Source organism: Rhizobium sp. BK379, assembly GCF_014193955.1.
Taxonomy (GTDB): Bacteria; Pseudomonadota; Alphaproteobacteria; order Rhizobiales; family Rhizobiaceae; genus Rhizobium.
Genome location: NZ_JACIAD010000004.1, coordinates 415,414 through 440,375, shown reverse-complemented (window position 1 = coordinate 440,375; position 24,962 = coordinate 415,414). Strand labels below are relative to the sequence as shown.

General features: G+C 59.1%; 28 protein-coding genes and 4 pseudogenes. 19 read left to right on the top strand and 13 right to left on the bottom strand.

Translation table 11 applies throughout. The features are described 5' to 3' along the window. Positions 1-46: 46 nt before the first annotated feature. Complete coding sequence (locus FHT93_RS21020; protein ID WP_113207774.1) at positions 47-961, bottom strand: LysR family transcriptional regulator; 915 nt, start codon at positions 959-961, stop codon at positions 47-49. A gap of 116 nt (positions 962-1,077) precedes the next feature. Here FHT93_RS21020 and FHT93_RS21015 point away from each other — a divergent pair, with 116 nt between their 5' ends. The 4 genes and pseudogenes from FHT93_RS21015 to FHT93_RS21000 all read left to right on the top strand — a co-directional run bounded on the left by FHT93_RS21015 (position 1,078) and on the right by FHT93_RS21000 (position 4,139). Further along, positions 1,078-1,614 (top strand): hypothetical protein, encoded by a 537-nt coding sequence (locus FHT93_RS21015; RefSeq protein ID WP_112971405.1) that lies wholly within the window; start codon positions 1,078-1,080, stop codon positions 1,612-1,614. A 12-nt stretch (positions 1,615-1,626) separates the two neighbouring features. Beyond that, entirely contained in the window at positions 1,627-2,331 is a 705-nt protein-coding gene (locus tag FHT93_RS21010; protein ID WP_183849212.1) for a zinc-binding dehydrogenase, read from the top strand. A gap of 315 nt (positions 2,332-2,646) precedes the next feature. Further along, on the top strand, positions 2,647-2,889 hold the full coding sequence (locus FHT93_RS21005; RefSeq protein WP_112542194.1) for a type II toxin-antitoxin system prevent-host-death family antitoxin: 243 nt from the start codon (positions 2,647-2,649) through the stop codon (positions 2,887-2,889). A gap of 98 nt (positions 2,890-2,987) precedes the next feature. Then, a pseudogene (locus FHT93_RS21000) lies at positions 2,988-4,139 on the top strand (site-specific integrase). Positions 4,140-4,206: 67 nt separating this feature from the next. Here the strand turns inward: FHT93_RS21000 and FHT93_RS20995 are convergent. The 7 genes from FHT93_RS20995 to FHT93_RS20965 form a co-directional block, all read right to left on the bottom strand. Then, positions 4,207-4,683, bottom strand: coding sequence for a hypothetical protein (locus FHT93_RS20995; protein WP_183849210.1), 477 nt, complete (start codon positions 4,681-4,683; stop codon positions 4,207-4,209). 173 nt (positions 4,684-4,856) lie between these two features. Beyond that, positions 4,857-5,078 (bottom strand): hypothetical protein, encoded by a 222-nt coding sequence (locus tag FHT93_RS20990; RefSeq protein ID WP_029616376.1) that lies wholly within the window; start codon positions 5,076-5,078, stop codon positions 4,857-4,859. A 166-nt stretch (positions 5,079-5,244) separates the two neighbouring features. After that, positions 5,245-5,454 (bottom strand): cold-shock protein, encoded by a 210-nt coding sequence (locus tag FHT93_RS20985; RefSeq protein ID WP_112971403.1) that lies wholly within the window; start codon positions 5,452-5,454, stop codon positions 5,245-5,247. A gap of 219 nt (positions 5,455-5,673) precedes the next feature. After that, complete coding sequence (locus FHT93_RS20980; protein WP_112971402.1) at positions 5,674-6,543, bottom strand: transglutaminase family protein; 870 nt, start codon at positions 6,541-6,543, stop codon at positions 5,674-5,676. Between the two features lie 156 nt (positions 6,544-6,699). After that, positions 6,700-7,785 (bottom strand): PHB depolymerase family esterase, encoded by a 1,086-nt coding sequence (locus tag FHT93_RS20975; RefSeq protein WP_112971401.1) that lies wholly within the window; start codon positions 7,783-7,785, stop codon positions 6,700-6,702. Between the two features lie 160 nt (positions 7,786-7,945). Continuing rightward, positions 7,946-8,974, bottom strand: a complete 1,029-nt coding sequence (locus FHT93_RS20970; RefSeq protein WP_246781671.1) for a fatty acid desaturase — start codon at positions 8,972-8,974, stop codon at positions 7,946-7,948. A gap of 61 nt (positions 8,975-9,035) precedes the next feature. Further along, positions 9,036-9,281 (bottom strand): hypothetical protein, encoded by a 246-nt coding sequence (locus tag FHT93_RS20965; protein ID WP_112971399.1) that lies wholly within the window; start codon positions 9,279-9,281, stop codon positions 9,036-9,038. Positions 9,282-11,285: 2,004 nt separating this feature from the next. Between FHT93_RS20965 and FHT93_RS20960 the strand changes: the two genes are divergently transcribed. The 3 genes from FHT93_RS20960 (at position 11,286) to FHT93_RS20950 (ending at position 12,005) form a co-directional block, all read left to right on the top strand. Beyond that, positions 11,286-11,495, top strand: coding sequence for a cold-shock protein (locus FHT93_RS20960; protein ID WP_112971398.1), 210 nt, complete (start codon positions 11,286-11,288; stop codon positions 11,493-11,495). A gap of 99 nt (positions 11,496-11,594) precedes the next feature. Then, entirely contained in the window at positions 11,595-11,765 is a 171-nt protein-coding gene (locus tag FHT93_RS20955; protein WP_018114003.1) for a hypothetical protein, read from the top strand. 54 nt (positions 11,766-11,819) lie between these two features. Further along, positions 11,820-12,005, top strand: coding sequence for a hypothetical protein (locus tag FHT93_RS20950; RefSeq protein ID WP_112971397.1), 186 nt, complete (start codon positions 11,820-11,822; stop codon positions 12,003-12,005). A gap of 88 nt (positions 12,006-12,093) precedes the next feature. Here FHT93_RS20950 and FHT93_RS20945 read toward each other — a convergent pair whose 3' ends face one another. After that, positions 12,094-12,426: a gamma-glutamylcyclotransferase family protein gene (locus tag FHT93_RS20945; RefSeq protein ID WP_112971396.1), complete on the bottom strand. Its 333-nt coding sequence runs from the start codon at positions 12,424-12,426 to the stop codon at positions 12,094-12,096. Continuing rightward, on the bottom strand, positions 12,426-12,719 hold the full coding sequence (locus FHT93_RS20940; RefSeq protein ID WP_112971395.1) for a hypothetical protein: 294 nt from the start codon (positions 12,717-12,719) through the stop codon (positions 12,426-12,428). Before FHT93_RS20940 ends, FHT93_RS20945 begins: the two co-directional genes overlap by 1 nt. A 743-nt stretch (positions 12,720-13,462) precedes the next feature. Between FHT93_RS20940 and FHT93_RS20935 the strand changes: the two genes are divergently transcribed. After that, positions 13,463-13,714, top strand: a complete 252-nt coding sequence (locus tag FHT93_RS20935; protein WP_112971393.1) for a plasmid stabilization protein — start codon at positions 13,463-13,465, stop codon at positions 13,712-13,714. Further along, positions 13,711-14,126, top strand: a pseudogene (locus tag FHT93_RS20930) (type II toxin-antitoxin system VapC family toxin). Before FHT93_RS20935 ends, FHT93_RS20930 begins: the two are co-directional and overlap by 4 nt. A gap of 338 nt (positions 14,127-14,464) precedes the next feature. Here FHT93_RS20930 and FHT93_RS20925 read toward each other — a convergent pair. Continuing rightward, positions 14,465-15,115: a TetR/AcrR family transcriptional regulator gene (locus FHT93_RS20925; RefSeq protein ID WP_183849208.1), complete on the bottom strand. Its 651-nt coding sequence runs from the start codon at positions 15,113-15,115 to the stop codon at positions 14,465-14,467. A gap of 191 nt (positions 15,116-15,306) precedes the next feature. On the opposite strand from FHT93_RS20925, the gene FHT93_RS20920 reads away from it, so the two are divergent. The 5 genes and pseudogenes from FHT93_RS20920 to FHT93_RS20905 all read left to right on the top strand — a co-directional run bounded on the left by FHT93_RS20920 (position 15,307) and on the right by FHT93_RS20905 (position 17,992). Next, a complete protein-coding gene (locus FHT93_RS20920) occupies positions 15,307-16,200 on the top strand; it encodes an NAD(P)/FAD-dependent oxidoreductase (protein WP_112971391.1) in 894 nt (297 codons plus the stop codon). A gap of 70 nt (positions 16,201-16,270) precedes the next feature. Then, positions 16,271-16,390: pseudogene (locus FHT93_RS35640) on the top strand (integrase); the annotation flags it as partial. Positions 16,391-16,921: 531 nt separating this feature from the next. Beyond that, the gene (locus FHT93_RS20915) at positions 16,922-17,137 is read left to right on the top strand and encodes a DUF3072 domain-containing protein (protein WP_112543659.1); all 216 of its coding nucleotides are present in this window, start codon (positions 16,922-16,924) and stop codon (positions 17,135-17,137) included. 203 nt (positions 17,138-17,340) lie between these two features. Next, a complete protein-coding gene (locus FHT93_RS20910) occupies positions 17,341-17,595 on the top strand; it encodes a type II toxin-antitoxin system Phd/YefM family antitoxin (protein WP_112971390.1) in 255 nt (84 codons plus the stop codon). Next, positions 17,595-17,992, top strand: a pseudogene (locus FHT93_RS20905) (type II toxin-antitoxin system VapC family toxin). The gene FHT93_RS20910 and the pseudogene FHT93_RS20905 overlap by 1 nt, the downstream one beginning before the upstream one ends. Positions 17,993-18,244: 252 nt before the next feature. Here the strand turns inward: FHT93_RS20905 and FHT93_RS20900 are convergent. Together FHT93_RS20900 and FHT93_RS20895 are read right to left on the bottom strand one after the other, a co-directional pair. After that, positions 18,245-19,414 carry a zinc-dependent alcohol dehydrogenase gene (locus tag FHT93_RS20900; RefSeq protein WP_112543661.1) on the bottom strand — a complete coding sequence of 390 codons (1,170 nt, stop codon included), beginning with the start codon at positions 19,412-19,414 and terminating at the stop codon, positions 18,245-18,247. 46 nt (positions 19,415-19,460) lie between these two features. Then, on the bottom strand, positions 19,461-20,339 hold the full coding sequence (locus tag FHT93_RS20895) for an SDR family oxidoreductase (RefSeq protein WP_246781670.1): 879 nt from the start codon (positions 20,337-20,339) through the stop codon (positions 19,461-19,463). Positions 20,340-20,562: 223 nt separating this feature from the next. On the opposite strand from FHT93_RS20895, the gene FHT93_RS20890 reads away from it, so the two are divergent. The 5 genes from FHT93_RS20890 (at position 20,563) to FHT93_RS20875 (ending at position 24,878) form a co-directional block, all read left to right on the top strand. Continuing rightward, positions 20,563-21,540, top strand: a complete 978-nt coding sequence (locus tag FHT93_RS20890; protein ID WP_246781669.1) for an alpha/beta hydrolase — start codon at positions 20,563-20,565, stop codon at positions 21,538-21,540. A 98-nt stretch (positions 21,541-21,638) separates the two neighbouring features. After that, complete coding sequence (locus FHT93_RS20885; protein ID WP_112971388.1) at positions 21,639-22,730, top strand: flavodoxin family protein; 1,092 nt, start codon at positions 21,639-21,641, stop codon at positions 22,728-22,730. A 3-nt stretch (positions 22,731-22,733) separates the two neighbouring features. Next, positions 22,734-24,014 carry a cation:proton antiporter gene (locus FHT93_RS20880; RefSeq protein WP_113212542.1) on the top strand — a complete coding sequence of 427 codons (1,281 nt, stop codon included), beginning with the start codon at positions 22,734-22,736 and terminating at the stop codon, positions 24,012-24,014. Positions 24,015-24,505: 491 nt separating this feature from the next. Then, positions 24,506-24,637 (top strand): hypothetical protein, encoded by a 132-nt coding sequence (locus tag FHT93_RS35920; protein ID WP_281413458.1) that lies wholly within the window; start codon positions 24,506-24,508, stop codon positions 24,635-24,637. A gap of 94 nt (positions 24,638-24,731) precedes the next feature. After that, on the top strand, positions 24,732-24,878 hold the full coding sequence (locus FHT93_RS20875; protein WP_162728617.1) for a hypothetical protein: 147 nt from the start codon (positions 24,732-24,734) through the stop codon (positions 24,876-24,878). Positions 24,879-24,962 lie beyond the last annotated feature (84 nt).

Genomic DNA, 24,962 nt, shown 5'->3' with positions numbered 1-24,962 from the left:
CTGCCTGCTCATCTGCCATGCATTGATCTTCCTGCTGCGGGGAGCCTCAATTCCAACGCGGCGGTGTTCCGACATGATTCTTGAGCGCTTCGGTGAATGCTTTGATTTTCGCAGATGGCACCTGAAGCGCACGAAGAAGATAGATCCCGGAAGGCCGTTCATTCCATGCTTCGCCCAATAGTGAAAGGCGGACGAGATCACCCGTCTGGACGGACGGCCCCGAGACCCAGCTCGGTAGGAACGCCACCCCCATCCCGGCGATCGCAGCGCCGTTCAGCGCTTCAAAATCGTCAGACCGGAATACAACGCGCTCGCACGCCTCCCCTGTTGGCGCGCCGAGGATATTCGACCAACCGAGAAGATCGTTGCCGTGTAACTTGTCGAGGACACGATGTTGGCGAAGCGCATCTGCACTTTCCGGCACGCCGTAGTGCTCAAGATAGGCGGGGCTCGCCACGATGATGTGATCGTGAGGCGCCAGCCTGGTTGCAATCAACGTGCTGTCCTGAAGCTCGCCCATCCTTACCACCAGATCGAGCCGCTCTGCGACCGGGTCGGCCAATCGCTCGGTGAGATCCAGTTCGACGTGCAGGTTCGGATAGTCTCGCGCGAGAGATGCCAGGACGGGGATGACGTAGCGCTTTCCGAATGTCGGGAAACAGGCGATCCGCAGCATGCCACTGACCGCGCCATCGAAAGCGGCAACCTCGGCATAGGTATCGGCGAGATCGTCAAGCAAGCGCTGGGCGCGTTCAAAAAGGTGACGTCCCGCATCCGTCAAAGACAGCGCCCGTGTCGAGCGAACAAGGAGAGCAACGCCCAGGTCCTGTTCCAGCGCATCAATCTGTCGAACGACAGCCGAGGGCGTAACGGCCCGGCGCCGAGACGCTGCCGAGAAGCTCCCCGTGCGGACGACATCGACGTAAACCGCGAGATGTTCGGCGAAGCGTGGGTCCCTCATCTTTGCCTACGACGCAAAACCGTTTCGACCATTCAGTTCGTTATCATCTGCAGGCATTCGGGGCACTTTCCTTCTCGTCAACGGGCGGTCGCCCAACAAACAGAAGGAACACTACGATGGTCAAGGTCCTCGATACAATTCTCTCTCAGTCCGCCTATTCCGCGGAGATCGACGTTCCCCTTGAAAAAATCGACATAGCGGACTGGCTCTTCAACCTGCCAGAGGCCGAATATCTTCGCTGCTGTCCGCCCGATCATATCGCCGCCGGCGTCACCTGGACCGACGACGGACGCCGGATGTCGATCAATGTCGAGCAGATCGGTTCGGGCCTGGTCGTGCAGCACTATGTGGCCGAAGTCGCCGAGCCGGCCTATTGCCGCATGAACTCCATCTCGGACGTGTTCACGGCCAATGGGCGGACCCAGGTCAATGTCGTCTGGGAATTGATGGCCGAGAAGATCGACGACGGCAGGACGCGCTACACCAACAAGGTCACAGCCCATCCGACGGATGCGTTCATGCGCTTCATCGAAGAGCACGGTGTCAGTTACGAAGAGGCCGCGGCAGCCCGTCAGTCCGCCGGCGGCGACCACAACAGCCGCGAGACGCCGCTGTTTGCTGCCAGCATCGCCCGTCGGGCACTGTCGAAGTAAGGAGCCGTTGCGATGAAAGCGATCATATTCGATGACTTCGGAAGCGCGGATGTCCTGCGGCTTGGCGAAGCTCCCATGCCCAACGTCCGCCCCACCGACCTTCTGGTCAAGGTCATGGCGGCTGGCGTCAACCGAGCCGACCTCGCAAAAGGTGAGACGGTCCTCGTCCACGCTGCGGCAGGCGGAATCGGATCGGCTGCCGTCAAGCTCGCCAAGGCAGCAGGAACGACCGTGCTGGCCACGGCATCTGCGAACAACATCGAAAACGTGCTGTCACTCGGCGCGGATGCGGTCTTCGATTACAGGCAGGCCGACTTCGAGGCAGAGATCGTCGATACGACCGCCTCTCGCGGTGTCGATCTGATCATCGACTTTGTCGGTGGGTCCTACCTCGCCCGCAACATTCGTGGTCTTGCGCCTGGTGGCCGGCTTGTCCAGGTCGGCCTGCTCGGCCGCGATAAAAACGCCATCATTCCCCTCGACATCGTTCTTCACAACCACCTGCAATTGATGGGCACGGTGATGAAATCTAGGTCGCGGTCAGAAAAACGAGCGATGATCGGCCGGTTCAGGGAACAGGTACTCCCGAGGGTTGGCCACGAGCTGAAGCCGGTCATTGGAGCGACGTATTCGCTTGCGGCTGTATCGGATGCACATCGCCGGATGGAGGCCGGCGGGTTGTTCGGCAAGGTCGTTCTAACGGGTTTTCATGAATGACGCGGCTATAGGGTATGGTCGACTACGCCTTGAAGGATGTGAACCTGGGACCCGTCGGTCAATGGAAGCTAAAATATTGAAATGATAAGACAATGTCACTGTCCGCCCTTACTGGCGTCTCGTGTGAAATCGCTGTGGGTAAATTTTCGTTCGCTCGACCGACAACGACTTGCCTAGCATTCAACGTGAGGCCCTACATGCGGGAAGGTGTGCCAGCCACGCAAGGCTATCTAGTGCTTATCGGAACTGATATGGTTTATGGTAGACCAACGCATGCCTATCTTGAGGGAAAACATCGGCCGCGGGAGAAACCCAATGGCAGTCAGCGTTAAAGTAGCAGAGGCAAAAACCCATCTTTCCGAGCTACTCGCACAGGTCGAAGCGGGTGAAGAGGTCATCATTTCCCGGGGCAACACACCCATAGCACGGCTCTCTCGCATCCGACGAGAAACCGACGTCGACGCGGTGATCAGCGAGATCAAGGCTCAACGTGCGGGCTTGCCGTTCACCACTCAAGAGGAAATCCGCGCCTGGCGTGACGAAGGTCGTCGCTACTGATGCCATTCATACTCGATGCATCCGTTGCCGCGGCATGGTTTCTGCAGTGGCGAGCGCGGCGCGCAACGAGGGAATTGTCCTTCTGGGTCCGCTGGAAAATGATCACTAAGCCCGCAGGCAGAGATAAGACCGACGTTGCGCATCGCGCCGAAGACCTCGATAGCATTGCCGCTGTCCTGCCAATCGAGCGCCGTGACGAGCTCGCCGAGCTGCTGACCGACCAGGACGTCGAAACCCTGCGGCATCTGGTCAACAAGGGCACGGGCGATAATACGCTGCGGGCTCTGACCTCCGACTTGCCTATCTGCAGGCCTGGTCGCTTTCCGCCACCGGCTCTTCCCTGCCCTGGCCCGCGCCAGAGGCGCTGCTCCTGAAATTCGTCGCCCATCATCTGTGGGACCCGAAAAAGCGAGACACCGATCCGCACCACGGCATGCCAGCCAATGTCCAACAAGGGCTTCGCGACCGGGGCTTTCTCAGATCGACCGGTCCGCATGCACCCGATACCGTTCGCCGGCGTCTCGCCAGTTGGTCGACGCTGACGAAATGGCGTGGTCTGACCGGTGCCTTCGCCTCCCCTGCCCTGAAATCAGCCATTCGTCTCGCCGTGCGCGCCGTGCCGCGGCCGCGAAAGCGCAAGAGCGCCAAGGCAATCACCGGTAACGTGCTGGCGAAGTTGCTGGCGACCTGCGGTGGCGGCGACCTGCGCGACGTCCGCGACCGGGCCATCCTGATGGTCGCCTTCGCCTCCGGCGGCCGCCGGCGCAGCGTAGTCGCCAGCCTGCGCAAGGAGCAGCTGACAATCGACGCCGGTAACAGCCGAGGACGGAAGCCCCCTCCCCTCGCTCTCCATCCGTCTTGGCCGGACGAAGAATTCCGGCGCCAGCCAAGACGAGGTCGTCTATCTGACCGGCCGGCCGGTGGAGGCATTGAACGCCTGGCTGACCGCCGCCAAGACCGACAGCGGCAGCGTGTTTCGGGCGATCGACCGCTGGGGCAATGTGTCCCGCCGAACGCTTGATCCGAAGGCGGTCAATGACATCGTCAAGCGGCGGGTGGCGATGGCTGGGCTCGAGGCGGGGGAGTTTTCGGCGCATGGATTGCGCTCTGGCTATCTGACGGAGGCAGCCAATCGCGGCATCCCGCTCCCCGAGGCGATGGAACAGTCTCGCCATCGATCCGTCGAGCAGGCGTCGAGCTACTACAACAGTGCGACGACGCGGAGCGGCCGGGCTGCGCGCATGCTATAAACGTCCCACTCGGCTGCGTTCTGTGTCAGAGCGGTGACCGCTCAAGTCAGAAACGTTGTTCAATGTCTCAGGATCCTGCTTCCATCGATCGTCTGAGCAGCGCTCGCAGGGCCTCATGTTCAGGCCCAATGGGTTTTAGATTAAGGAATGCGTCGACGGATCTGCGTGTCTCGTGCGCGCCCGACGCCAGATTGGCGCGATGCAGGACGAAGGCGGCGTCACCCTTGCTCTGGAAGCACAGAAACCAGCGGTCGCCGTTGGAGCTCACGGCGAATTCCATCTGCTCTTCCGTATCGAACCCCTCCCGCGTACGGTTCATCTCGTTCTGGGAACTTGCCTGCTCGCCCCCCGCTTGCGCGTCGCCTGTGCTCGTAGACGCGGGATAATCCTCGGGAGCGATCATGCCGGCCCGGATCTGCTCGATGAGAGTGGTCTCCGCCGCGTGGTCCGCTCCCGCCTCGGGCTTCAGGTCAAGCGTGGCATAGTCCGCTCTCTTAAGAAGCCTGCGCAAAAGAGACTGCTTCATGCCGGTTATGTTCACCACATCCAGCCCTCCGTGATCAAGAATAGAACAAAAACAAAGCTGATCACGGCGACGATTGTTGGAGCGGCGCTGGAATAGCTTGGCGAAACAGTTTTGTGAGTGGGAGGCATATCCTCTCCTTCCGTTAACGTGTCGGTCCGACTTGCGAGATCATCCCGCTGGCAAGTTCCTCGTCACGCTGCCGCGGATAGTGGTGGCTTTCGGCGTCGTGTCGGACGGACCGGTTTCAGCTCGATCGGCCGGGCTTCGCGCAGCTGGCGCAGGCGCGCGGTTTTGCGGGTCCGGTCAGCCGCTTCCGTTTCAATGATCTGCCGCGCGACGTCACTCGTGGTCGAAGCCTTGTCTCGCGCGGAAACCTTTTCGGGCTTGAAAAATGCCGGCTTGGTCATGGTCATGATGATCGTCTTTCGGTCTGCGGCTTGGACACATCCAAGCGGTCGACGGTTGATACAGGCCGGAAAAGGCCGACCAGAAAACAAAAGGCCGGGCGCTAGCCCGACCTTCCACAGTCACTCAGCTCTGCTGCCAGTACATCCGTGGTCAGCGCAGCGAATGAAATCCCTAAGCTGCCCGAAGATTTTCGGCCGAGCTTTTGCCGGACTTGCGGTCCTGGACAACCTCGTAGGAGATCTTCTGGCCATCCGAGAGCGAACGCATTCCGGCGCGCTCGACAGCAGACGCATGCACGAAAACGTCCGTGCTACCGTTGTCAGGCTGGATGAAGCCGAAGCCCTTGGTGGAGTTGAACCATTTTACAGTACCAGTATTCATGACGATTTCCTTTCAGAGCAATCGTTATGGTTCCCGCGATGCCTTGCGGGATAAGATCGATGATTTGAGGAAATCCGGCGGGAGCAAAGCTGCGGCCAACATCACAAGCAATGGTCGATAATCCATATATGGGTACAAGTCAGGATTTTACAAGAGACGCGCCGGATTAAACTCAGCTTCACTGCGGAGAACAATGTTTAGACCTGCGTTCACGCTTCATCAGGCAGTGAAGGAGATATCCACGGCAACGTCCATCGACATGAAGGCATCTGCCGAACCGATGAACGTTCCCGACACGGGGAAGAGCTGGATAATATCGCGCGCGACTGCTACGGGAATCAGGTTGGCGCTGCCCATACTCCTGTTTGTCGGATCGAACGCGACCCATCCTGCACCGGGAAGGAACACCTCAACCCACGCATGGGTCGAGCCGCCCGGCGACGAACCGATGAGGGTGAACGCCGGATCATAAAGATATCCGGACACGATCCTCGCCCCGATGCCAAGCACCCGCACGCTTTCGACAAGGACCATCGCAAGATCCCGGCAACTCCCCGACCGTAGGCCAAGGGTCTGCAGCGGAGGTTGTGTTCCCTCTGTATCGCGTGCCTGATAGGCAACGCCGTTCGAAACACCTGCACTGAGATCCTTCAACAGCGAGAGCGTATCGGTCGGCTCCGCCATGACGAAGCCCCTGACCCACTGGTGAAATTCGCCGGAAGGATCGGAATACTGAACGTCCCTTAGGGCGCCCAGGTCCTTCCAATCCTGATCATCGTATCGGAACGGGTAAGTCGCGGCTGACGCAGCGATGTCGAACACCGGCCAGGCTTCCGATGTCAGGTCGACATCCGCACGGCTTGTGATCTCGAGCCGTTGCGTCGCTTCCGAGAACGTCACGGTCGCAATCGCGTTTCCGAAAACATCGGTTGTCCAGGAAACCCTGCCTTCGGGCGAAAAGGCTATGTCGTGACTTAGCAGCAGGATTTCCGGTCCCTCGCGCGGTCGCAGCAATAGTCGGTAAGGAGAGAGCTGAACCGGAGATCGGTAGCTGTAGGTCGTCCGGTGGCATATGGAAAGTTTTGGCATTGCCGCTCCTCGCACAGAACAAACCCAGGGGGATATGGTCAGGTATCGCCAGTTCTTCGCGCCGCCAACAAGCTCAGCCAGGATTGGGAAGGTGCAGATCCGATAAGAACGTGCAGCTCGCGACCGTCCGGCTGGCCGTTAGTCGCCAGGGATGCGTCATTTCATGAGCCCGGCAGACCGCAGCGCACTCTCTATGACGTCCTGGACGTTATTCGTGATCTTGCGATCAGACTTCGCTCCCCCGGTGGGCCTTTCGCGCGCGGCCTCGGGATGCGCATGACGCTCAAAGGATGGTGTGAGACCCCAGTTGCGGGCGATGTGCTCCGTCGACGAGATGCCAACGTCGAGCATGTACGGTGCTTGCGAGCCGTAGCCGCTTGAAGTGTCGATAGGAGTGCCGTGTCCCATGCCGCCGATGCGGTAGAGTTCAATGGCGTCCGAGCCAGTCTTGTCTGTCCAGACGTGGTGTTCGTGCCCGTCGATGACGTCAAACCGCGAAGGTCGATCGATAACCTCGTGTATGGCTTTCCACTGATCAATAATGGCCTGGGCGTTGATCTCGTCAACGGTCTTGTCATTCGTACCATGCCAGACGGATATGCTCGGCCAGGGTCCAGCATGCGCTGACGCCGAACGAAGTTGCTGCTGAAGTCGTTCACGAGGGGGTAGACCGTGGCCGCGCATCCGGTCGAACGCCTCTGGGATGCTTGAGGCAACGCCATAGGGCAGGCCCGCAATGATCGCTCCCCCGGTAAACACTTCCGGATAGGCAGCAAGCATGGCATTCGCCATGGCGCCGCCAGCCGACAGTCCCGTGATGAACACCCTCGTAGGGTCGATGCCGTGGTTGGAGATCATCACGCCGATCATCTCACGGACCGAGCGGACCTCGCCACCGTCGCGCCGGATATCGTCGTCGGAAAACCAGTTGAAACAGAGATTAGGGTTGTTCTGGCGGGTTTGCTCCGGAAACAGGACAGCAAAGCCAAATTCGTCGGCCAGCTTCGACCATCCCGACCCGGCATCGTATCCGGCAGCCGTCTGCGTGCAACCGTGTAAGACGACTACAAGCGGGATTGGTCGTGATGCATCCGCGGATCCGGGAACACGATACCACCCCAGGAGATCGCCGGGATTAGCGGTTTGGTTCTGCAGCTTCTCCAACCGGTTTGAACCCGTGGGCATGGTCGGCGGGGTGCGAAACCGTTGCAGGCGCTGCAAAGTATCCGAAAGACTTCTCATAGGGGCTTCCTCGCTGCTCGCGGAAAGCCAACTGACATCCCGGATTTCCTAGGTAATGCTGCGGTGCACAATTGCAAGACTCGTAGTGATGGAAGCAAGCCATTTGCTCAACGTGGGCAACAGCGACAAGAGCGGCAACCAGGCCAGCAAAAGGCTATCATCATACGCTCATCTCCATCTCTTCGAAGGAAATCAGTCGCTGCCTCTTCTCGTCCCAGAGAACAAATTTGACGCAGGCCAGGCTGTCGCGAATGCTGATGCGGCCGACATCTGCAAGCTCGGGATGGTCTCGAAGCACCTCAGGCAGCCGATAGAACGGCACCCGGCTGGAGAGATGATGAATTTGATGCATGCCGATGTTACCGCTCATCCACCGCAAGGGGCGCGGCAGATCATAGTGTGAGGCTCCATGCATGGCAGCGTAAGGGAAAGCCCAGTCTGGTGGTCTCGACCAGTGCGTATCCTCGAACTGATGCTGGACGTAGAACAGCCAGACGCCTGCGGATCCCGCAATGAGGACGATCGACAGATGGATCAAGAGGAACGGGATAATCCCGACGCTCCAGATTAATAACGCCGTCAACACGGTAACGGCGACGTTCGTTGCCATGGTCGAGACCCAGGGCAGTGCGCCCGAGCGCATCATCCCGAACGGTAGCCTCTGCTTGAGGAGAAACAGAAAGGCGGGGCCGATCCCGAACATTACGAACGGATTGCGATACAAGCGATAGCCAAGCTGTCCCATCGGGGTCAGATTGCGATACTCTGATACCGTGAGGGTCGTTATGTCGCCAACGCCGCGCTCATCCAGGTTCCCGGCAGAGGCATGATGTTCGTTGTGCGCGCGTCGCCAGTAGTCGTAGGGTGTGAGCGTCAGGATTCCGAGCACGCGGCCGGTCCAATCGTCCAGGCGTCGTTTGCCAAAGAACGAACCGTGCCCGCAGTCATGCTGCAGCATGAAGATGCGTAGCAAAAAGCCAGCCGCAGGAATGATCAGGAGTAGGCCAATCCAGTATCCGAACTGCAGCGCGATCGCCGCAGTCGCCCACAGAAGCACGAACGGGATGAGGGTCACGGCAAGCTCGTACAGGCTTCGCGCCAACACGGGCTTGCGGTAGCCGGCGATGATCTTGAGCCAAGCCGATTCGGGATCAGCGCCTGGGCTGGCCGGCGGTTTAATTGAGGTCAAACTATACCTATTGCGTTCTTGGGATAAGCGCCGCATGTAGCAAGAGCCGGCAGACGGGGGATTACTTGATGCGGCGTACCAGCGGATACGCCGGCGCGTCGTAAAATGCCCGGATCTGTCTATGGTCGAACCGCGCCTCATCGACTTCGAGGAGAGAACCCAGTTGCTGTGCGCCGGGCATGTCTTCAATCGCGAAACGCAGAGCCTCGGCGGCTGTCTGAAAACGCCGGTAGCGTGGGCCCCTGCTCCCGCGGAGAGATTTACCCGGATACAGGCCTGCCACGCGGGTGTAGTCGAACTGGGTCAAGGGGTTGCCCTCCACGTTGCAGAAGGAGACTGAGCATTGACCCGGCTGGCTTCCCTGACGGTGCGCTCTGTTTCTCGCAGCTCGCGCTGTCGTAGCTGCATTCCCTTTCGCAGAGTCCTGAGTTTTTCCGCGTTTGAGCCTGCCTCGGCAGCGCGAAAAAGCTTGTCCGCAGATTGGCGGAATGTAGAGTTCATTATGATTCCTTCTTTGGTGAGCAAAAGCTATGGCAACAAATCGCCTAATTGCCGCTCGATTATTTCTGCGGGGGTCCCAGTTACGGCCTTGTCAGCTTGCTGCGCTTTGACTTCGTCTGTTGAGAGGTTGCGCATTCCGGCATGATTTATGCCGTCGTCGGCGCTCGGGCTTTCCACTGATACGTGAAAAAGGGGCTCATGCTCGCCAGAGGCAGCTTTCGCACGACGACCGTCTTTAACATGCAGTCACCAATCATTGTTTGTTCATGATAGCCGGATGCACTTGTTCGCACGAGGTTTTGCGACACACACGCAGGATACTGATTGGAAGACATCTTGTCCTCCTTCTGTTTGGGGTAAGGCCCCTAATAAGGAAAATGACGCTCACGGGAACGGCTAAACCCGTCGTGTCCCCGGCACTTGCCAGACAGATCGATCATTTGAAAGGAAATCCGGATGGAGCCATGCTCCAGCTCGAGATGACAATCATTGGTCGATTATAGATATATGGGTACAATTTCCGCTTTAACAAGAGCCTGAGTTACGTCGGCTCTTTTGAAGAGGGCGATGTCAAAGCTCCAACAGGCCGTCGAAGCAATCTTCGAAGCACCGGCAACCATGGCGCCTCCCTAATTGACGCGCCGCCTGCGCGATCGCCCTTCTCTTCAACTTGTTGATGGGCCAATCACTCGCCTGACGCTGCAGCCCTGCGCCGGAGCCCGCAAAAGGGGTGCTTTGCGGGCTCCAAAGAGCTCAGAGGTCGGTCCCCAGGAACGGGCCGCACCGGGCAATCACCACCTGCTCACATATCCAGAACATTAGCGAATAAATTCGGCTGACCGTCCCCGGATCAATCACGAAGCTTACCCTGTCGAAACGCTTGCAAAGGCGGGTAACCCGGGCGGCGCGACCTCGTGCGTTCGCGTACAAGGCGGCTGAGGGTTACCAAGTGCTCCCGCCTGGACGACGGAGGAGCGCCTTGAGGGCTAACGCTTCCAAAACCATTCACGCTTCTACTCGTTCGGATGGGTCGAACGTTTCCGGATTTCGCCGACACGCGCGAACCGGCTCGCAAGGCTCCTGCAACACCTTGATGAAGCAGAATGGCGCAGCACCCCTAGACACGCCGGGCTGAAGACAGCATTCGAGGCTCAGGACCAGGGCTTGATCGAATCCAGGGGCGAGATCGGCTCTCAGACCTACCGTCTGACAGCGGCAGGACGAATGTTTGCGGAACCCCTTCCCGCTGCCCAGCCACCACAGGGCGGAGGAGATCGGCCCGGTTTCCTGTCAAAAAGCATGGTGGTCGTGCCGCTGCCGGCCCTCCACAACGGGACGCTTGCTCGCATTTCTGGTTTGATCGGCGCGACCCAAGCGAAACCGTGATCGCTAGCGCTTTCGCGGTTGGTGATGAACGGCCACGTCCTCTGCGCTTGCCGTTGCCGGCGCCTCTTCTCCTGAGGGAGTGAGCCTTTGTTGGCTACTGGGTCATGATTGGAATGCGGATCACCGTGGTGGCCAGGCCTGCTTGGGTTTATTTAGTACTAAATATGCCCGGTCTCAGCATCAGGAAAGTCCCGACGGTGAGGCCTGCTCCTGAATTTTTGAGCACAGCGTAAAAATATAAAATGCCTCCGCGCCCTTGCGCAACGTAACATTGAGGTTATGTATGGGTTATCGAATTTGCTTTTAGAGCTTTGCTTTGCGCTTGAGCGCAGCTGGCGGGTCTTTTCTTTCAGACATCGATCAAATGACTGTCGGCGGCTCTCGCCGGACAGCGACTAATCGTGCGATTGAAAGGATAATCGTCATGAATACCGGCATCGTAAAGTTTTTCAACACCACCAAGGGCTTCGGCTTTATCCAGCCGACCGACGGCTCCAAGGACATCTTTGTTCATATCTCCGCAGTAGAACGCGCCGGGATGAGCTTCATCTCAGAGGGCCAGAAATTGAGCTACGACATCGTCGCCGATGACCGCTCAGGCAAAAGCGCTGCCGAAAATCTTCAGGCAGCCTGACCGATAGTCGGTCCTTGACCACGGATGTACTGGCATTGACCGCATGTCGAAAGGTCGAGGGATGCCCTCGGCCTTCTTTTTGTTGAAAAGGAATCCCACATGAAAAAGACCAGCGCCGAACAGCAGATTCAAAGGGCAGTACGCCAGGTGAAGAACACCAGTGGCGGCGGCCATCTTGGCGGCACAAACTTTGGCCAGGCTTATGATGCCAAGACATCGTCGGCAAAGGGCAAGGCCGATAGCAGCCGTCGGGGTTCTCGAAAAAGCTGACAGCCCGGAAATCGCAACAGCAAAGGGAGGTCAACATCGAGTGGCTAAGTTCGCATGACCAAATCTGCTGCAGCACTTGCCAAGTTGAGAGCCAGCTACGCCAAGTACGAGGAAGCCTCGCGCCAGCTGCGCAGGCTGCCGGTGTGCGCTGTTCCGCGGGAGGGCAATGATCATCTCATGTCCTTGCTGAAAAAGCTGAATGAGACGGAAGACGCAGCGACAACGACTTCTCGCGCCTGACCTGAGACACTCCGGATTATCCCTTACCTTAAAGCTACTGCTCGAATCGCCTCTCCTGGTAACCGCCAGGTAGTCGGACTGGATCGGATCAAGCCACTTCTCCGTCTTCGTGTATCCGATTGCCGTTGGCGGTATCCCTCCCCGACCGGCGCGACTGCGACAGGACTGCGAAAGCTGGATTTGTTATCGACATCTTCCACTTCGTCGAGAACTTGAAGCCGATCTTCGTCGATGTCGAACAACCGCGAACACGCAGCCCCTCGCCCGGGCGCTCGAGCATCATCGGGCCGTAGAACGAGCCCGCAATATAAAGAGGATACGGTTCGACTGTCTCTACGTCGCCGACGTACCGAGCCCCACCAAGGGCCTTGTCGAAGAGCGGAAAGCCGCGTTTGAGGGTGCCGTAGATGAATACCTTCATCAATGCAGAGCCGGGCCGAGGCGACACTGCGAGTGCCTGCAATGGAACGTCGTCATCAGACTGAGCGCGCGGATCGCGACATCTTCGGCAAGGAGCCTGTCTTTGCTGGACGAGAGTTCGCTCGCGGCAGACAGGAGAGCCCGTCCCATCGAAGCCATGACCAGTTCCAGTGCCTCGTCTCCTTCGTCAGCCGCCCACTTTGCGGTTCGCTCCAGCGTGACAGCAAGGCGTTCCAGAACAGCCTGTCTTTCGTGCTCCCCGAGTTCCCGTAGATTTCGGACTTCAGTGTTCAACTTCATTCTCCGCAATGGGGCGTCACGTGGAATAGTTCGTGTTCAAGGTTTCGATCTTAGGCTAGCGCCGACACGGTTTAGCGCCGGCAGCTCGACAGCGATGTGAAGGCCCCGGTCCCGCCACTCCCGGCTTATTTTCCCGCCAAGCTGCTTCTCCAGCACTGCACTCAGCAGAATGGTACCGAAGCCCTTCCGTGGCTCAGCGTTGCGTTTACTGAGCTCGTCCCACTCGATGATTAGCCCGTCGTCTTCTGCCTGTCGCCAGTTGATCGTAAGGCTGCCTTCAGAATGAGAGAGCGCGCCATGGACCGCCGCATTTGCAGCAAGCTCATGCATTGCCAGTCCAAGGGGCTGGACGGATGGCGCGGGAATCGTGACCGACGGGCCGCTAATCGACGTTCACGTACCCCAGGATGTGAGCTTCTAGACGCGGCAAATACAGCGCCGCCGGTCAACAATGTACGGCTGCTGACGGGCCGCCAGCTCCCTTATGCTCGCGACGGCGATAGCTTTGCAGTCGCCTCACCCAGAGTCAACTTCAAAGTCGCAGCGCTGCCAGGGCTCAGCTGTGAGGTTCGACCGCAGCGAGAAGTACAGGTTATCGATAGTGAGGGATTTCGAATAGGAAAACATCGGTTCGGCAGCCCCTCCGTTGCCAGATGGATCTTGAAACCAGCGCATATCAACTGAAATACTGGCATCATTGCCTTATATGCAATCATGATGACTGGAGGCGGTTCAGTATGGCCAGCATGACCATTCGCAACATCGATGATCGGTTGAAACAGAGGCTGCGCATCCGCGCTGCCACCCACGGGAGATCGATGGAAGACGAGGCACGGGACATCCTGAAAACGGCGTTAGCTCAACAGGAAACACCGGCTGGAAACCTCGCCGCGACCATCCGTGCGCGGCTGCAGCCGCTCGGCGGCGTGGAACTGGAACTTCCGGCGCGTGAACCGATCCGTGAGGCTCTGGATTTTTCGGCTTCATGATCGTCCTCGACACCTACATCATATCTGAACTGCTCTCGCCGCTTCCGCAGCCCGCAGTTGTCGACTGGCTCGCGGATCAGTCTCCCGCTGCAATTTTCACGACGACCGTTACCGAAGCGGAGATCCTCTACGGGCTACGCCTGCTCCCAGACGGTCGCCGCCGCGCGAACTTGAGGCGGCTATCCTACCGATCTTCACCCAAGATCTCGCCGGTCGTGTGCTGCCGTTCGATCGGGAGGCCGCAGACGTCTACGGTTCAATTGCAACGGAAAGACGCAAGGCAGGTCGCCCGATCAGCCAATTCGATGCCCAGATTGCGTCCATTACGATTTCTCGCGGCGCCGCGCTGGCAACTCGAAACGTTGCCGACTTCGAGGGCGTAGGCCTGGTGATCATAAACCCATGGCAGTAAGGCCTCAAATCACCTGACGCTAATTTCATCGCCGCGAAGTAGGTCGCGTCCGATCCCATCGCATGAGGCCGCATCGCGGCAGTCGGGCTCAAGGCGATATTGACCGGCTGCTCGCGTGCCGCAGCCACCATCCTCGTTACGCGCAACGTCAAGGACTTTGAAGCGACCGACGCACCTGTGATTAGTCCCTTGGGAGGATGGCAGTTGGAAGCAGAGCTTGCAGCTCGGAAGGAGGCCAAGCAGCAGCAAGCCAGCATTATCGGTAGGCTTCTTGTTTGTTCGGGCCACCACCGTTTCGGGTTCGATCGCGCCACGGCCAACGTCCGTTCTTGGCTAAGCTATCCGCCTGCGGGGTCGCTGCCATCGTGCGCGGCGATGAACATGGTGACGGCAGATCGGCAGTAGGATTCGATTTCGTTGTCGTCCTCTGCTCTCGCCTCATCGAAACGCGCGATAATTAGGAGATCGGATCCTTTGAAAAGGGCGGCAAACAAGCGGGCGGACCAGAGCGGATCGGGCACGTTCAGAAGCGCCTTCGCATGGAACTGACGCAGTAGGGCCTCGACCTGGGCGATGATATGGGCGGGGCCGGCTTCGTATTGGATCTTGCTTAGCGACTTTTGGTTCGGCGTGTCGGCCGTGACCATTGCTTCCACGTTGCGGACGTCTGGGCGCAGCAGCGTGCGAAGCAGCGATGATCCCACCGCCATGAGTTGATCCTCGGCCGAACCGCCGACGCCTTCACAAAGCGCCTGTGGTATTAACTGCTGGCAGCGGGCCGCAAACGCCGCGCCAAACAGCGCCTCCTTGTTCTCGAAGTGCCTGTAGATGCTAAGCTTGGATATCTTCGCTCGCTGGGCGACCTTGTCCAATGTCGTCGCTTGAAAACCCAATTCCGCAAACAGTTCGCCCGCGGCGTCGACTATGGTTTGGCCAAGCGCCTCATTGGCGGGCCGGCCGCGCCGTGCGCGGACGTTTTCTTCGGGCACGATAATTACAGTCCTTGACAGTATCTTTATTCTCGAATTACGATACTACACAGTTTCATAATTTCCAAGAGTGGATTTTATCATGTCCGCCAAATCAGGTTTCCTTGGCCGCCCATCGAGTGCGCATCGCTGGATGAAATTGCGCCAGACTCAGCCCAACCTCTTGCATACACAACACGGAGCTTATCACCATGGATGACGTCATCATCATCGGCGGCAGCTTTGCCGGCCTCGCCGCCGCCCTGCAGCTCGGCCGCGCCCGACGCAAGGTCACCGTTTTCGATACCGGCCTGCCGCGCAATCGCTTCGCCGGCCACTCGCATGGTCTACTCGGCCACGATCATAAGCCACCGCTGGACATCCTGGCCGAGGCGCGGCGGCAACTGACGCGTTATCCCACGGTCAATTTGGTCAATGCCCGGGCCGACACCATCTCCGGCCCCATCGACAACTTCTCCGTCCGCACTGGCGATGGCGAAAGCTTCGGTGCGCGCCGCGTCATCCTAAGCTACGGCGTCGCCGATCAGATGCCTGATGTTCCCGGCTTTGTCCAAAGCTGGGGCACCTCGATCGTGCCCTGCCCCTACTGCGATGGCTTTGAATTCGCCGACCAGCATTGGGGCCTCGTCTGGTCAGGACCAACGTCGCACAATTACGTCAGGCTGTATCACGACTGGACCGACACATTGACTGTCTTTGCCGATGGTCACGACATTTCACCCGATATCCGTGCCGATCTGGCGCGCCGCAACATACCTGTCGTCGATGGGCGGATCGCCGAAATCGGCCATCACCGGGGCCATATCACCACCGTTAATCTCGAGAGTGGCCGCAATGCCGGCGTAGATATCCTGTTCGCGCATCCGCGCAACAAGCCGTCCTCAAGCCTGCATGAGCCATTGGGCCTCGCCACGGTCAATACGCCCTTCGGCATCGCCCTTAAGGTCGATGAGCGTCGCGAGACCAGCATGCCGGGCATCTACGCCGCCGGCGATCTCGCAAATCCGGCCATGAACTCGGTCACTACGGCAATATCGCAGGGCGCGACGGCAGGGATTTCCGCCCAGCAGTCGATGCTGGCTTGAGAGCGTAGATACCTTTCTCCGGGCGCGGCGGGCTATTGCCGGGAAACCGCAGGCTGCCGAGGCCCATGCGAAAGACGCCCTCGCAGAGCTGCTAACCAACCAAGACGTGGAGACCCTGAAGCCCGTCGAACGAGGCATGGGCGACAATACATCTAGAGCGCTCACGTCCGATCTCGCTCACCTCGAAGCATGAGGACTGGCCGCTCGCACACCATCTGTGCCGGAGAAACGTGCGGCCGATCCGGATCGCGACAAGCGGCAGTGCTGTTTGAAGCCCTCCGGCAAACAAGGCGAGCCTGTGACCTTGCTCTTGGTTAGAAACGAGGCGTGGGAACGTGGAACGGCTTGGCAAGCCGCCATCCGTTCGGGAGCTTCCATGCCTGACGAGGTCGGCAGGGACCATCTGACGTCCTGTCTTACAGTCGGTTCGAAGAGGTCCGCGAGCAAGCCGTCCTGCCGTTCGAAGCGCAGCCTTGTAAAAACGCCCGTTGAGGCACCGGTCTCCGGGATAATCCAATTGCATCAAGGCAGTCCCTGGCCCCTGGCCCCTGGCCCCTGGTAGAAGAGCGCAACGCCATGATCGGCAATCGTCCACTCCCGAACTTGCGAATACGCGATCAAACGGAAGCGGCTGGCAGCAGAGTTGCGTCCCGCGATTGAACAGACATGGGAACCATCAGCTGCCAAAGAACGTTTGCAGAACAAATTGAAGGAGATCGTAATGAGTGGCAACCCGAAAACCGATATGTCGTCCAACACGCAGAAGGACCCGGACGAATGGGTCAGCGGCGACGAGCCGATGACTGGTGCGCAGCGCTCTTATCTGAAGACCCTATCGGAACAGGCGCATCAACCGGACGCTTACGGCGAGGATCTGACGAAAGCGGAAGCCTCTAAGCGCATTGACGAACTCAAGCAGTCGCTAGACCTGGCGTGACGCATCCACAGCGTGGCGCATCATCAGGTGGCAATTGCATCTGCCGACCGATGCGCTGCGCCAGATAGATCCCATCCCTGCTATATTCGTATCCATGAAGCGCCGCGTCTCGGAAAAATCCACGAAGTCGTGGCGTTTCCACCTTCTTTGGCCACCGAAATCAACTAAATGGCTAGACAGGCTAGCTCACTCGGAGAACAACCATGGAATGGCAGCTACAGGACGCGAAAAACCAGTTTTCAAAAGTGGTGCAAAAGGCGCGATTTGAAGGTCCGCAGGAAATCACAGTCCGTGGAGAAAGAACCGCTGTTGTATTGTCTACGCGGGACTATGACACCTTGCGCGCAGGCCGCCCCACACTCGTTGACGATCTACTCGGCGGTCCGGCGTGGGACGACAAGCTCGTTGATGCGGTCGAGGCGCGCGCCAAGAGCCCCAGCCGCGACGTGGCCTTCTGATGTACCTGCTGGAGACCAATATTGTCTCGGAAGCGCGACGCGGCACCCGCAGGCAGTCTCTTGGTTACGATCGGTAGATCCGCTTAGCGTCCACGTAAGCGCCTTGACTCTAGGCGAAATCATGCGCGGCATCGCGCTGAACAAAAGTCTGACCCGAGAGCCGCCTCTCAAGTGGCTGCGCAAGCTACGCCGGAACCACGGCGATCGTATCCTGCCGGTAACTGACCAGATCGCCGTGGAATGGGGTCGGATCGCAGCGATCCGTCCGCGGGGCGATATTGATGGGCTGCTCGCCGCGACCGCGATCATCCACGACCTGATCCTCGTCACACGCAACGTCAAGGACTTCGAGGACATCGACGCAACTGTGATCAATCCCTGGGATATGTCGGCGTAGGACAAGATCGTCCTTCAAAAGCCGCTCGATTACAGCGCGGTTATCAGCGCGCTGCTCCGTCGCCGCAACGACGGCGACGTCAGCCCAGAGGAGGCGTCAAGACATGCGATCCTCCACAACAGCGCAGTGCCGTGATCGGCAATCGTCCACTCCCGAGCTTGCGAACGCGCGATTAAACGGAAGCGGCTGGCAGCAGAGTTGTGCCTCCGATTGAACAGACACGGAACCTATTCGGTCGCCATGTCTGCCCCGTTAAGGCTTGAGAACGACTTTGACGCAGCCATCCTTCTTCTCGAGGAAAGTCTTGTAGAGATCCGGCCCGTCTTCCAGACCCCCCGTATGCGTTATGATGAAGGATGGATCGATCTCGCCCTTCTGGACCCGCTCCATCAGGAGCGGCAGGTAGCGCTGGACAGGGGTCTGGGCCATTTTGAAGGTCAGGCCGCGGTTGATTGCCGATCCCATCGGGATCTTGTCGAGGAAGCCGCCATAAACACCGACGATCGATACCGTGCCGAAGTTGCGGCAACAATGGATGGCCTGGCGCAGCACATGGGGCCGATCGGTGCCCATGAAGGTCGCCACCTTGATACGGTCCAGTCGGGCATCCCAGCTTGCGGAGGGATCGGACTCGGTGCCAACCGCATCGATACAGGCATCGGCGCCGCGACCGTGTGTCAGTTCCATGATGCGGTCATAGATATCTTCCTCGAGATAATCGAGCGTCATGGCGCCGGACTTTTGGGCAAGCGCCAGCCGCTCCGGCACGCTGTCGATTGCAATGACACGCTCAGCTCCGAGGATGAACGCGGACTTGATTGCCATCTGGCCCACCGGCCCGCAACCCCAGATCGCGATCGTATCACCCGGCTGAATGTCGCAGAAATCGGCCGCCATATAGCCGGTTGGAAAAATATCCGACAGGAACAGCACCTGCTCGTCCGTCAGGCCGTCCGGCACCTTGATCGGGCCGACATCGGCATAAGGCACCCGCAGGTATTCCGCCTGCCCGCCGCTGAACCCGCCAAGCAGATGGGTATAGCCGAACAGGCCGGCCGGCGAGTTGCCCCACATCTTGGTGACTTTCTCCGGGTTCGGGTTGGACCGCTCGCAGCCGGAAAAGAAGCCGCGCTTGCAAAAGAAGCATTCGCCGCAGGAAATGGTGAAGGGCACGACGACGCGGTCACCCACCTTCAGCTTGCTGTTGTCCTTGCCGACCTCGACCACCTCGCCCATGGTCTCGTGGCCCATGACGTCGCCGCTATGCATGTCGGGCATCACCCCGTTGTAAAGATGCAGATCCGATCCGCAGATCGCGCAGGCGGTTACCTTGATAATTGCGTCGCGGCCATCCTCGATGACAGGATCGGGAACGCTTTCGCAGCGAATGTCGTGCTTGCCGTGCCAGGTCAAAGCTTTCATGTCATGTCATCCTCTTCCAGGAGTAATATCTCTTGTCCCGCGTCTCTCAGGGCTGGCCACTTCCGCCGGCCGAGCCGTAGACTTGTCCCGTCGCATAGGACGCCGACGGATCTGCCAACTGCACATAGATCGACGCCAGTTCGGCCGGCTGTCCCGGACGGCCCATCGGCGTCTTGCCGCCGAACTGTTCCAGCTTCTCCATGGTCGCCCCACCAGAAACCTGCAGCGGCGTCCAGATCGGCCCCGGCGCCACGCCGTTGACGCGGATGCCCTTCGGACCGAGCTGCTTTGCCATCGATTTGGTGAAGTTCATGCCGGCAGCCTTGGTCATTGCGTAGTCGACCAGATCCTCGGAGGGATCGTAGGCCTGCTCCGACGTCGTGATGATGATGTTCGATCCCGGCTTGAGATGCTTGAGCGCGGCCTTCGTCAGCCAGAACATGGCGTAGATGTTGGTCTTCATGGTGGCATCGAACGCTTCGCTCGTTATGTCGGAGAGCGCGCCGGCCTGTTGCTGTCGTCCCGCATTGCTGACGAGGACGTCGAGACCGCCGAGCGCGGCCGCAGCATCCTCGACAAGCTTGGTGCAGAATGCCTCCTCACGAAGATCGCCGGGCAATGCAACGGCTTTGCGTCCTTCCTTCTCGATCAGGGCGATGACCTCTTTGGCATCGGGCTCCTCGTCGGGAAGGTAATTGATCGCAACATCGGCGCCCTCTCGGGCGTAAGCGATCGCGGCGGCCCGGCCCATGCCGGAATCGCCACCCGTGATCAGCGCCTTGCGACGGGCCAGACGACCCGATCCCTTGTAGGCGTTCTCGCCATGGTCGGGCTTCGGGTTCATCTTGCCCGCCAGGCCCGGGAACGGCTGCTTCTGTTTTTCGAATGGCGGCTTAGGATACTTTGACGTCGGATCCTGCAACATAATCGGCTCCTTTGATCGATTGGCGCTTGATTGGGCGAATGCTGGAAAGACGGATGACGCCAAAGCCGCGGAGGCGGCCGCGAGCACCGAGCGGCGTCTAATCTTCGTGGTCATGGGACATCCTTGGCAGGAAGATGCGTTGATCGAACGAGACGATGGTCGCTGCATTCGTCCCGTGTCGTGACGGTCGGGGAAGTCGGATTGTCATCATCGTCTCCGGTCGATGGGTCTTGCTGAACTTCGCTTCAACGCCAATGTTCCAAGCAACGAGCATTTCAAAGAACCAACCGATGCTGATCGAGTTGGTCGAGCAAAGGAGATCCCGATGCCCCACCTCGACACAGACGACCTGCGCATAACGTTCAAAGAGACGGGCGCTCGGTCCGGAAAACCGGTACTTCTGCTTCACGGCTGGCCTGATGACGCAACGACCTGGGAAGCGATCGTGGATCTTCTGAAGGACCGCCATCTTCGTTTTGTCATTCCATATCTGCGCGGCTTTGGGCCTACGACGTTTCTAAACGACAAAGCGCCGAGAACGGCGAATGGCGGGATCCTCGCCATGGATGCGATCGCCTTGATGGATGGACTGGGCATCGAAAAATTCGCGGTCGTCGGCCACGACTGGGGATCGCATATCGCCGAATGCCTGGCGATCGGATGGCAAGACAGGATCGATCGCATCGCCCTGCTTTCGTCCACGCCGCGCATGGGCGGACTGCGGACGCCGGCCTTCAGCCAAGCTCAGCTTTATTGGTACCAGTGGTTCATGGCGACCAAGCGCGGTGCTGCGGCCATCGACAATGATCGGAAGGGATATGCCCGTCTGCAGTGGCAGAACTGGGCGCCGGACGGATGGTTCGACGACGCGACGTTCGATCGTGTGGCGAAATCCTTCGAGAACCCGGACTGGCTCGGCGTCACTCTGCACAGTTATCGTGTCCGCTGGGAGGAGGCAGAGCCTGATGCGCGCAGCCTATGGCTCGAGGAAAAGGTGAAGGCGACGAAATCACTGTCGCTTCCCGCCATTTTCATTCATGGGATTGAGGACGGCGTTACGCCACTGTCGACGTCTGAGACCGTGCACGAGAAGTTCACAGGAGCGTTCGAACGGATCCTGCTGCAAAATGTCGGCCACTTCCCTCAGCGGGAGGATCCGGAGGCAGTGGCGCGAGAACTTGCAGTGTTTCTCGCAGCCTGAGGGCAGCCGGTCCGGAACTTCGTCGGTTCCCAGAACTTTAGCTGGAGCCCCCTGGATGTCCAGGCAGCCCGATACCTGCCATACCGAAGGTCCGCCCGATGCAACAAACGCCAGCCGATCTCGAACCCCGCAAAGGAAGCCCGAGCCCGCGCATGGACGAGGACGAGTTCAAGAGGCGCTTTCGCAACCAGTTTCAAGATCCTGCCTTCGAGCCTCTAAAGGCGGAGCTCGAGAAGGTCACGGCGGCAGCCTGGGACGCATACGAGCACTCGCGCAAGAGCCCTCGCACGCAAAAGGCCGGGCCGGAATTTGCAAATCCTTCCTACGAGCTTGCGACAGACTGGCTGGCGGCGCGCGACGCTATTTGCGAAGCGCAGCACCGCCATGACGATGCGAACGGCCCCCGCCGTTTCCTGCTGATAAACGGGTCGTCGCGCAGCGAACATACCTGTCCTGGCGAAATATCGAAAAGCTTTCGCATGGTCGAGATTGCCAAGAAGGTTTTGGAGCAGAACCCGCAAAGCAGTGTCGAGGTGCTCGATCTGAGCCGGATCACATCGGAATACGGTCGCCAGATCCATCCCTGCAAGGCCTGCTTCTCGACGTCGGCCGCACTCTGTCACTGGCCTTGTTCCTGCTATCCCAATTACTCGCTCGGGCAGATCCATGACTGGATGAACGACATCTATCCGATGTGGGTCGAAGCCCATGGCATCATGATCGTCACCCCGGTGAACTGGTACCAGACCTCCTCGCCTCTGAAGCTGATGATCGACCGGCTGGTCTGTGCGGACGGGGGAAACCCTGATCCGACCACGACGCATGGAAAGCATGCAAAAGAAGCCAAGGAGATCGAGATGAAGGGATGGGACTATCCCAGGCATCTCGAAGGGCGTCTCTTTTCCGTGATTGTCCATGGCGACACCGAAGGCGTCGAAAATGTCCGACGCGGCGTCTCGGACTGGCTGAAATCAATGGAAGTAGAACCAGCCGGGACACTGGCGGAAGTCGATCGCTATATCGGCTACTGGGAACCCTACGCGACCAGCCATCCGGCCTTCGATAAGGAGCAGTCGATGCAGGAGGAAGTCCGCAATGCCGCCCGCGCGTTGCAAGAGGCCGTTCTTGCAAAGCAGGACGGCAGGCAGGTTACGGTCGGATCGCGCCTGAAGCAGGCGAGAGAGAAGTAGGATTTGAATACCTATGTCGTCACGCTCTTCATTCTCGGCGCCGTCATCCTCCTGACCGCATGGCTGCCGATGGCGTTGCGGCGTCTGCCATTGTCGCTACCGATCTGCTGTGTCGCGATCGGCGTCCTGTTGGCATGGTCGCCTCTCACGCCCCTTCCGAGGATGAACCCGCTCGACAATGGCGCAATCACCGAGCATCTGACGGAGTTCGTCGTCATCGTGGCCTTGATGGGCGCGGGCCTGAAGATCGATCGGCCGCTCGGCCTCCATCGCTGGGCGACAACCTGGCGGCTGCTTGGAATAGCCATGCCGATCTCCATCGCTGCGATCTCGTTTCTCGGTTGGCAGTTCCTCGGCCTGAACGCGGCGTCGGCCCTGCTTCTGGGTGCCGCTGTCGCGCCGACCGATCCCGTGCTCGCCGCCGATATCCAGGTCGGGCCTCCCAAGACCGGCGAGGAAGACGACATCCGCTTTGCTTTGACATCGGAAGCCGGCCTCAACGATGGTCTCAGTTTTCCCTTCGTGCTGGCGGCGGTCGCACTTGCCTCGGCCGGCGACAGCCCATTCGGGTGGACCGCCCACTGGTTCTTGTTCGACGTCTTGTGGAAGCTTGCATCGGGCATCGCCATGGGCTGGATTGTCGGCAGGGTCCTCGGCTACTTCACGTTCAAATTGCCGAAGGCGGGCCGTATCGCCAGGACGGGTGACGGCCTGGCGGCGCTTGGATTTACCTGCATTGCTTATGGCGCAACTGAGATCGTGCATGGCTACGGCTTTGTCGCCGTCTTCGTAGCGGCGCTGACCCTACGCAACGTCGAGCGCAATAGCGACTTTCACGGCGAACTCCACGACTTCGGTGAACAAATCGAGCGGATGCTGACCATGGTCCTCCTGGTGTGCTTCGGCTCCGTCCTCGCAGAGGGCACGCTCCTTGCCCATGTCGACTGGCGCATCGTCACCGTCGCCGTCGTCGCGCTTGCCATCGTCCGGCCGGTGGCAGCCTGGACGAGCCTTATCGGCTGTGAACGCCCTCAGGCTGAAAAGCTTATCGTGTCAGTGTTCGGCATTCGCGGCATCGGGTCCATCTATTATGTCGCCTACGCGTCCGGGCATGCGTCCTTCGACAAAGCTGAGGTGGTATGGGCGACGGTGTTCGTCATCATCTTGATTTCCATCGTGGTGCACGGCATTGCCGTCACACCGGTCATGGATTGGATCGACCGGCGTCGCGGCGTCGACAGCGATAGACCGATGGAGACGACCGAAGTCGGCGGATCCGGCTGAGATTCTCCCGACGCCGTCAGACGGAGATGGACTGTTGCGCTTGCCAGCGCGACCTGATTTCCGCTCGACCGCTTCGCCTTGATGGTTGCGCCGAAACGGGTGTCTCTCAAGACAGTACCAAACCCGGGAGAAACCAGAAGACGTGTCGATCGATTCAAAATCGTGTTGGTGGTGGTAGGCTTGAGCGGGCCATCAGGAACGATCCAGCTTGCGGATGATTTCAAGAGCCCAATCCATGGATATCACTTCGGCTGTCTGATCCTAGACCCGTCGTTGTTGTTCCTCACATCTCGGGCAAGGTCTTTCACTCTGATCTTTTCCTCGGTTCGACATCAAAGCCCGGAACAATTCGGCGCGAAGGAAATTGATTGGCGGACAGAACGATTTCAGGAAATCCGTCACGCAAACCGTCGTGATTGCGTTGCTGCCTAAACGATCTGTCAAATTTTCTTTGATATAGCGCACGATCGGTTACCTCAGGGTAGGACAACATGAGCATTCATCGAAAACTGTTTGCCGCGTCCGCATTGGCGATCTTGGCCGTATTGGTTGCCATCAATCCGTTCGGCAGGAACCTTGTCGACGTCCGCCCCGTGCCGTCCATGGTCGAAACCGTCCATTAACGGTCACGTATGCGTGCGTTCCCCATCGCATCGTAACGGTCCGTTAAGCGGGGTGGCCTAGCCTTTCGACTTTCTTGGATCTCGGGATGCCGAAATGGCCGCCAATGATAACAGACCTGCTTGCTTGCCCCTGGATGCGAAAGAGGTCGAAGACATTCTGGCGAAAGCGCGAAGCATAAAGGAAATGCTGGAGATCGCCATCGCCACCGCAAAGCAGCATTTTCAGGGGCAGCGTCGCTAACGCCCATTGCTGACTGACGGCCGCTGGCCTCGCACGGGATTGCAACCGAGCCTTTGCCGAGAGCATTCGATAGCCGGGGGGACG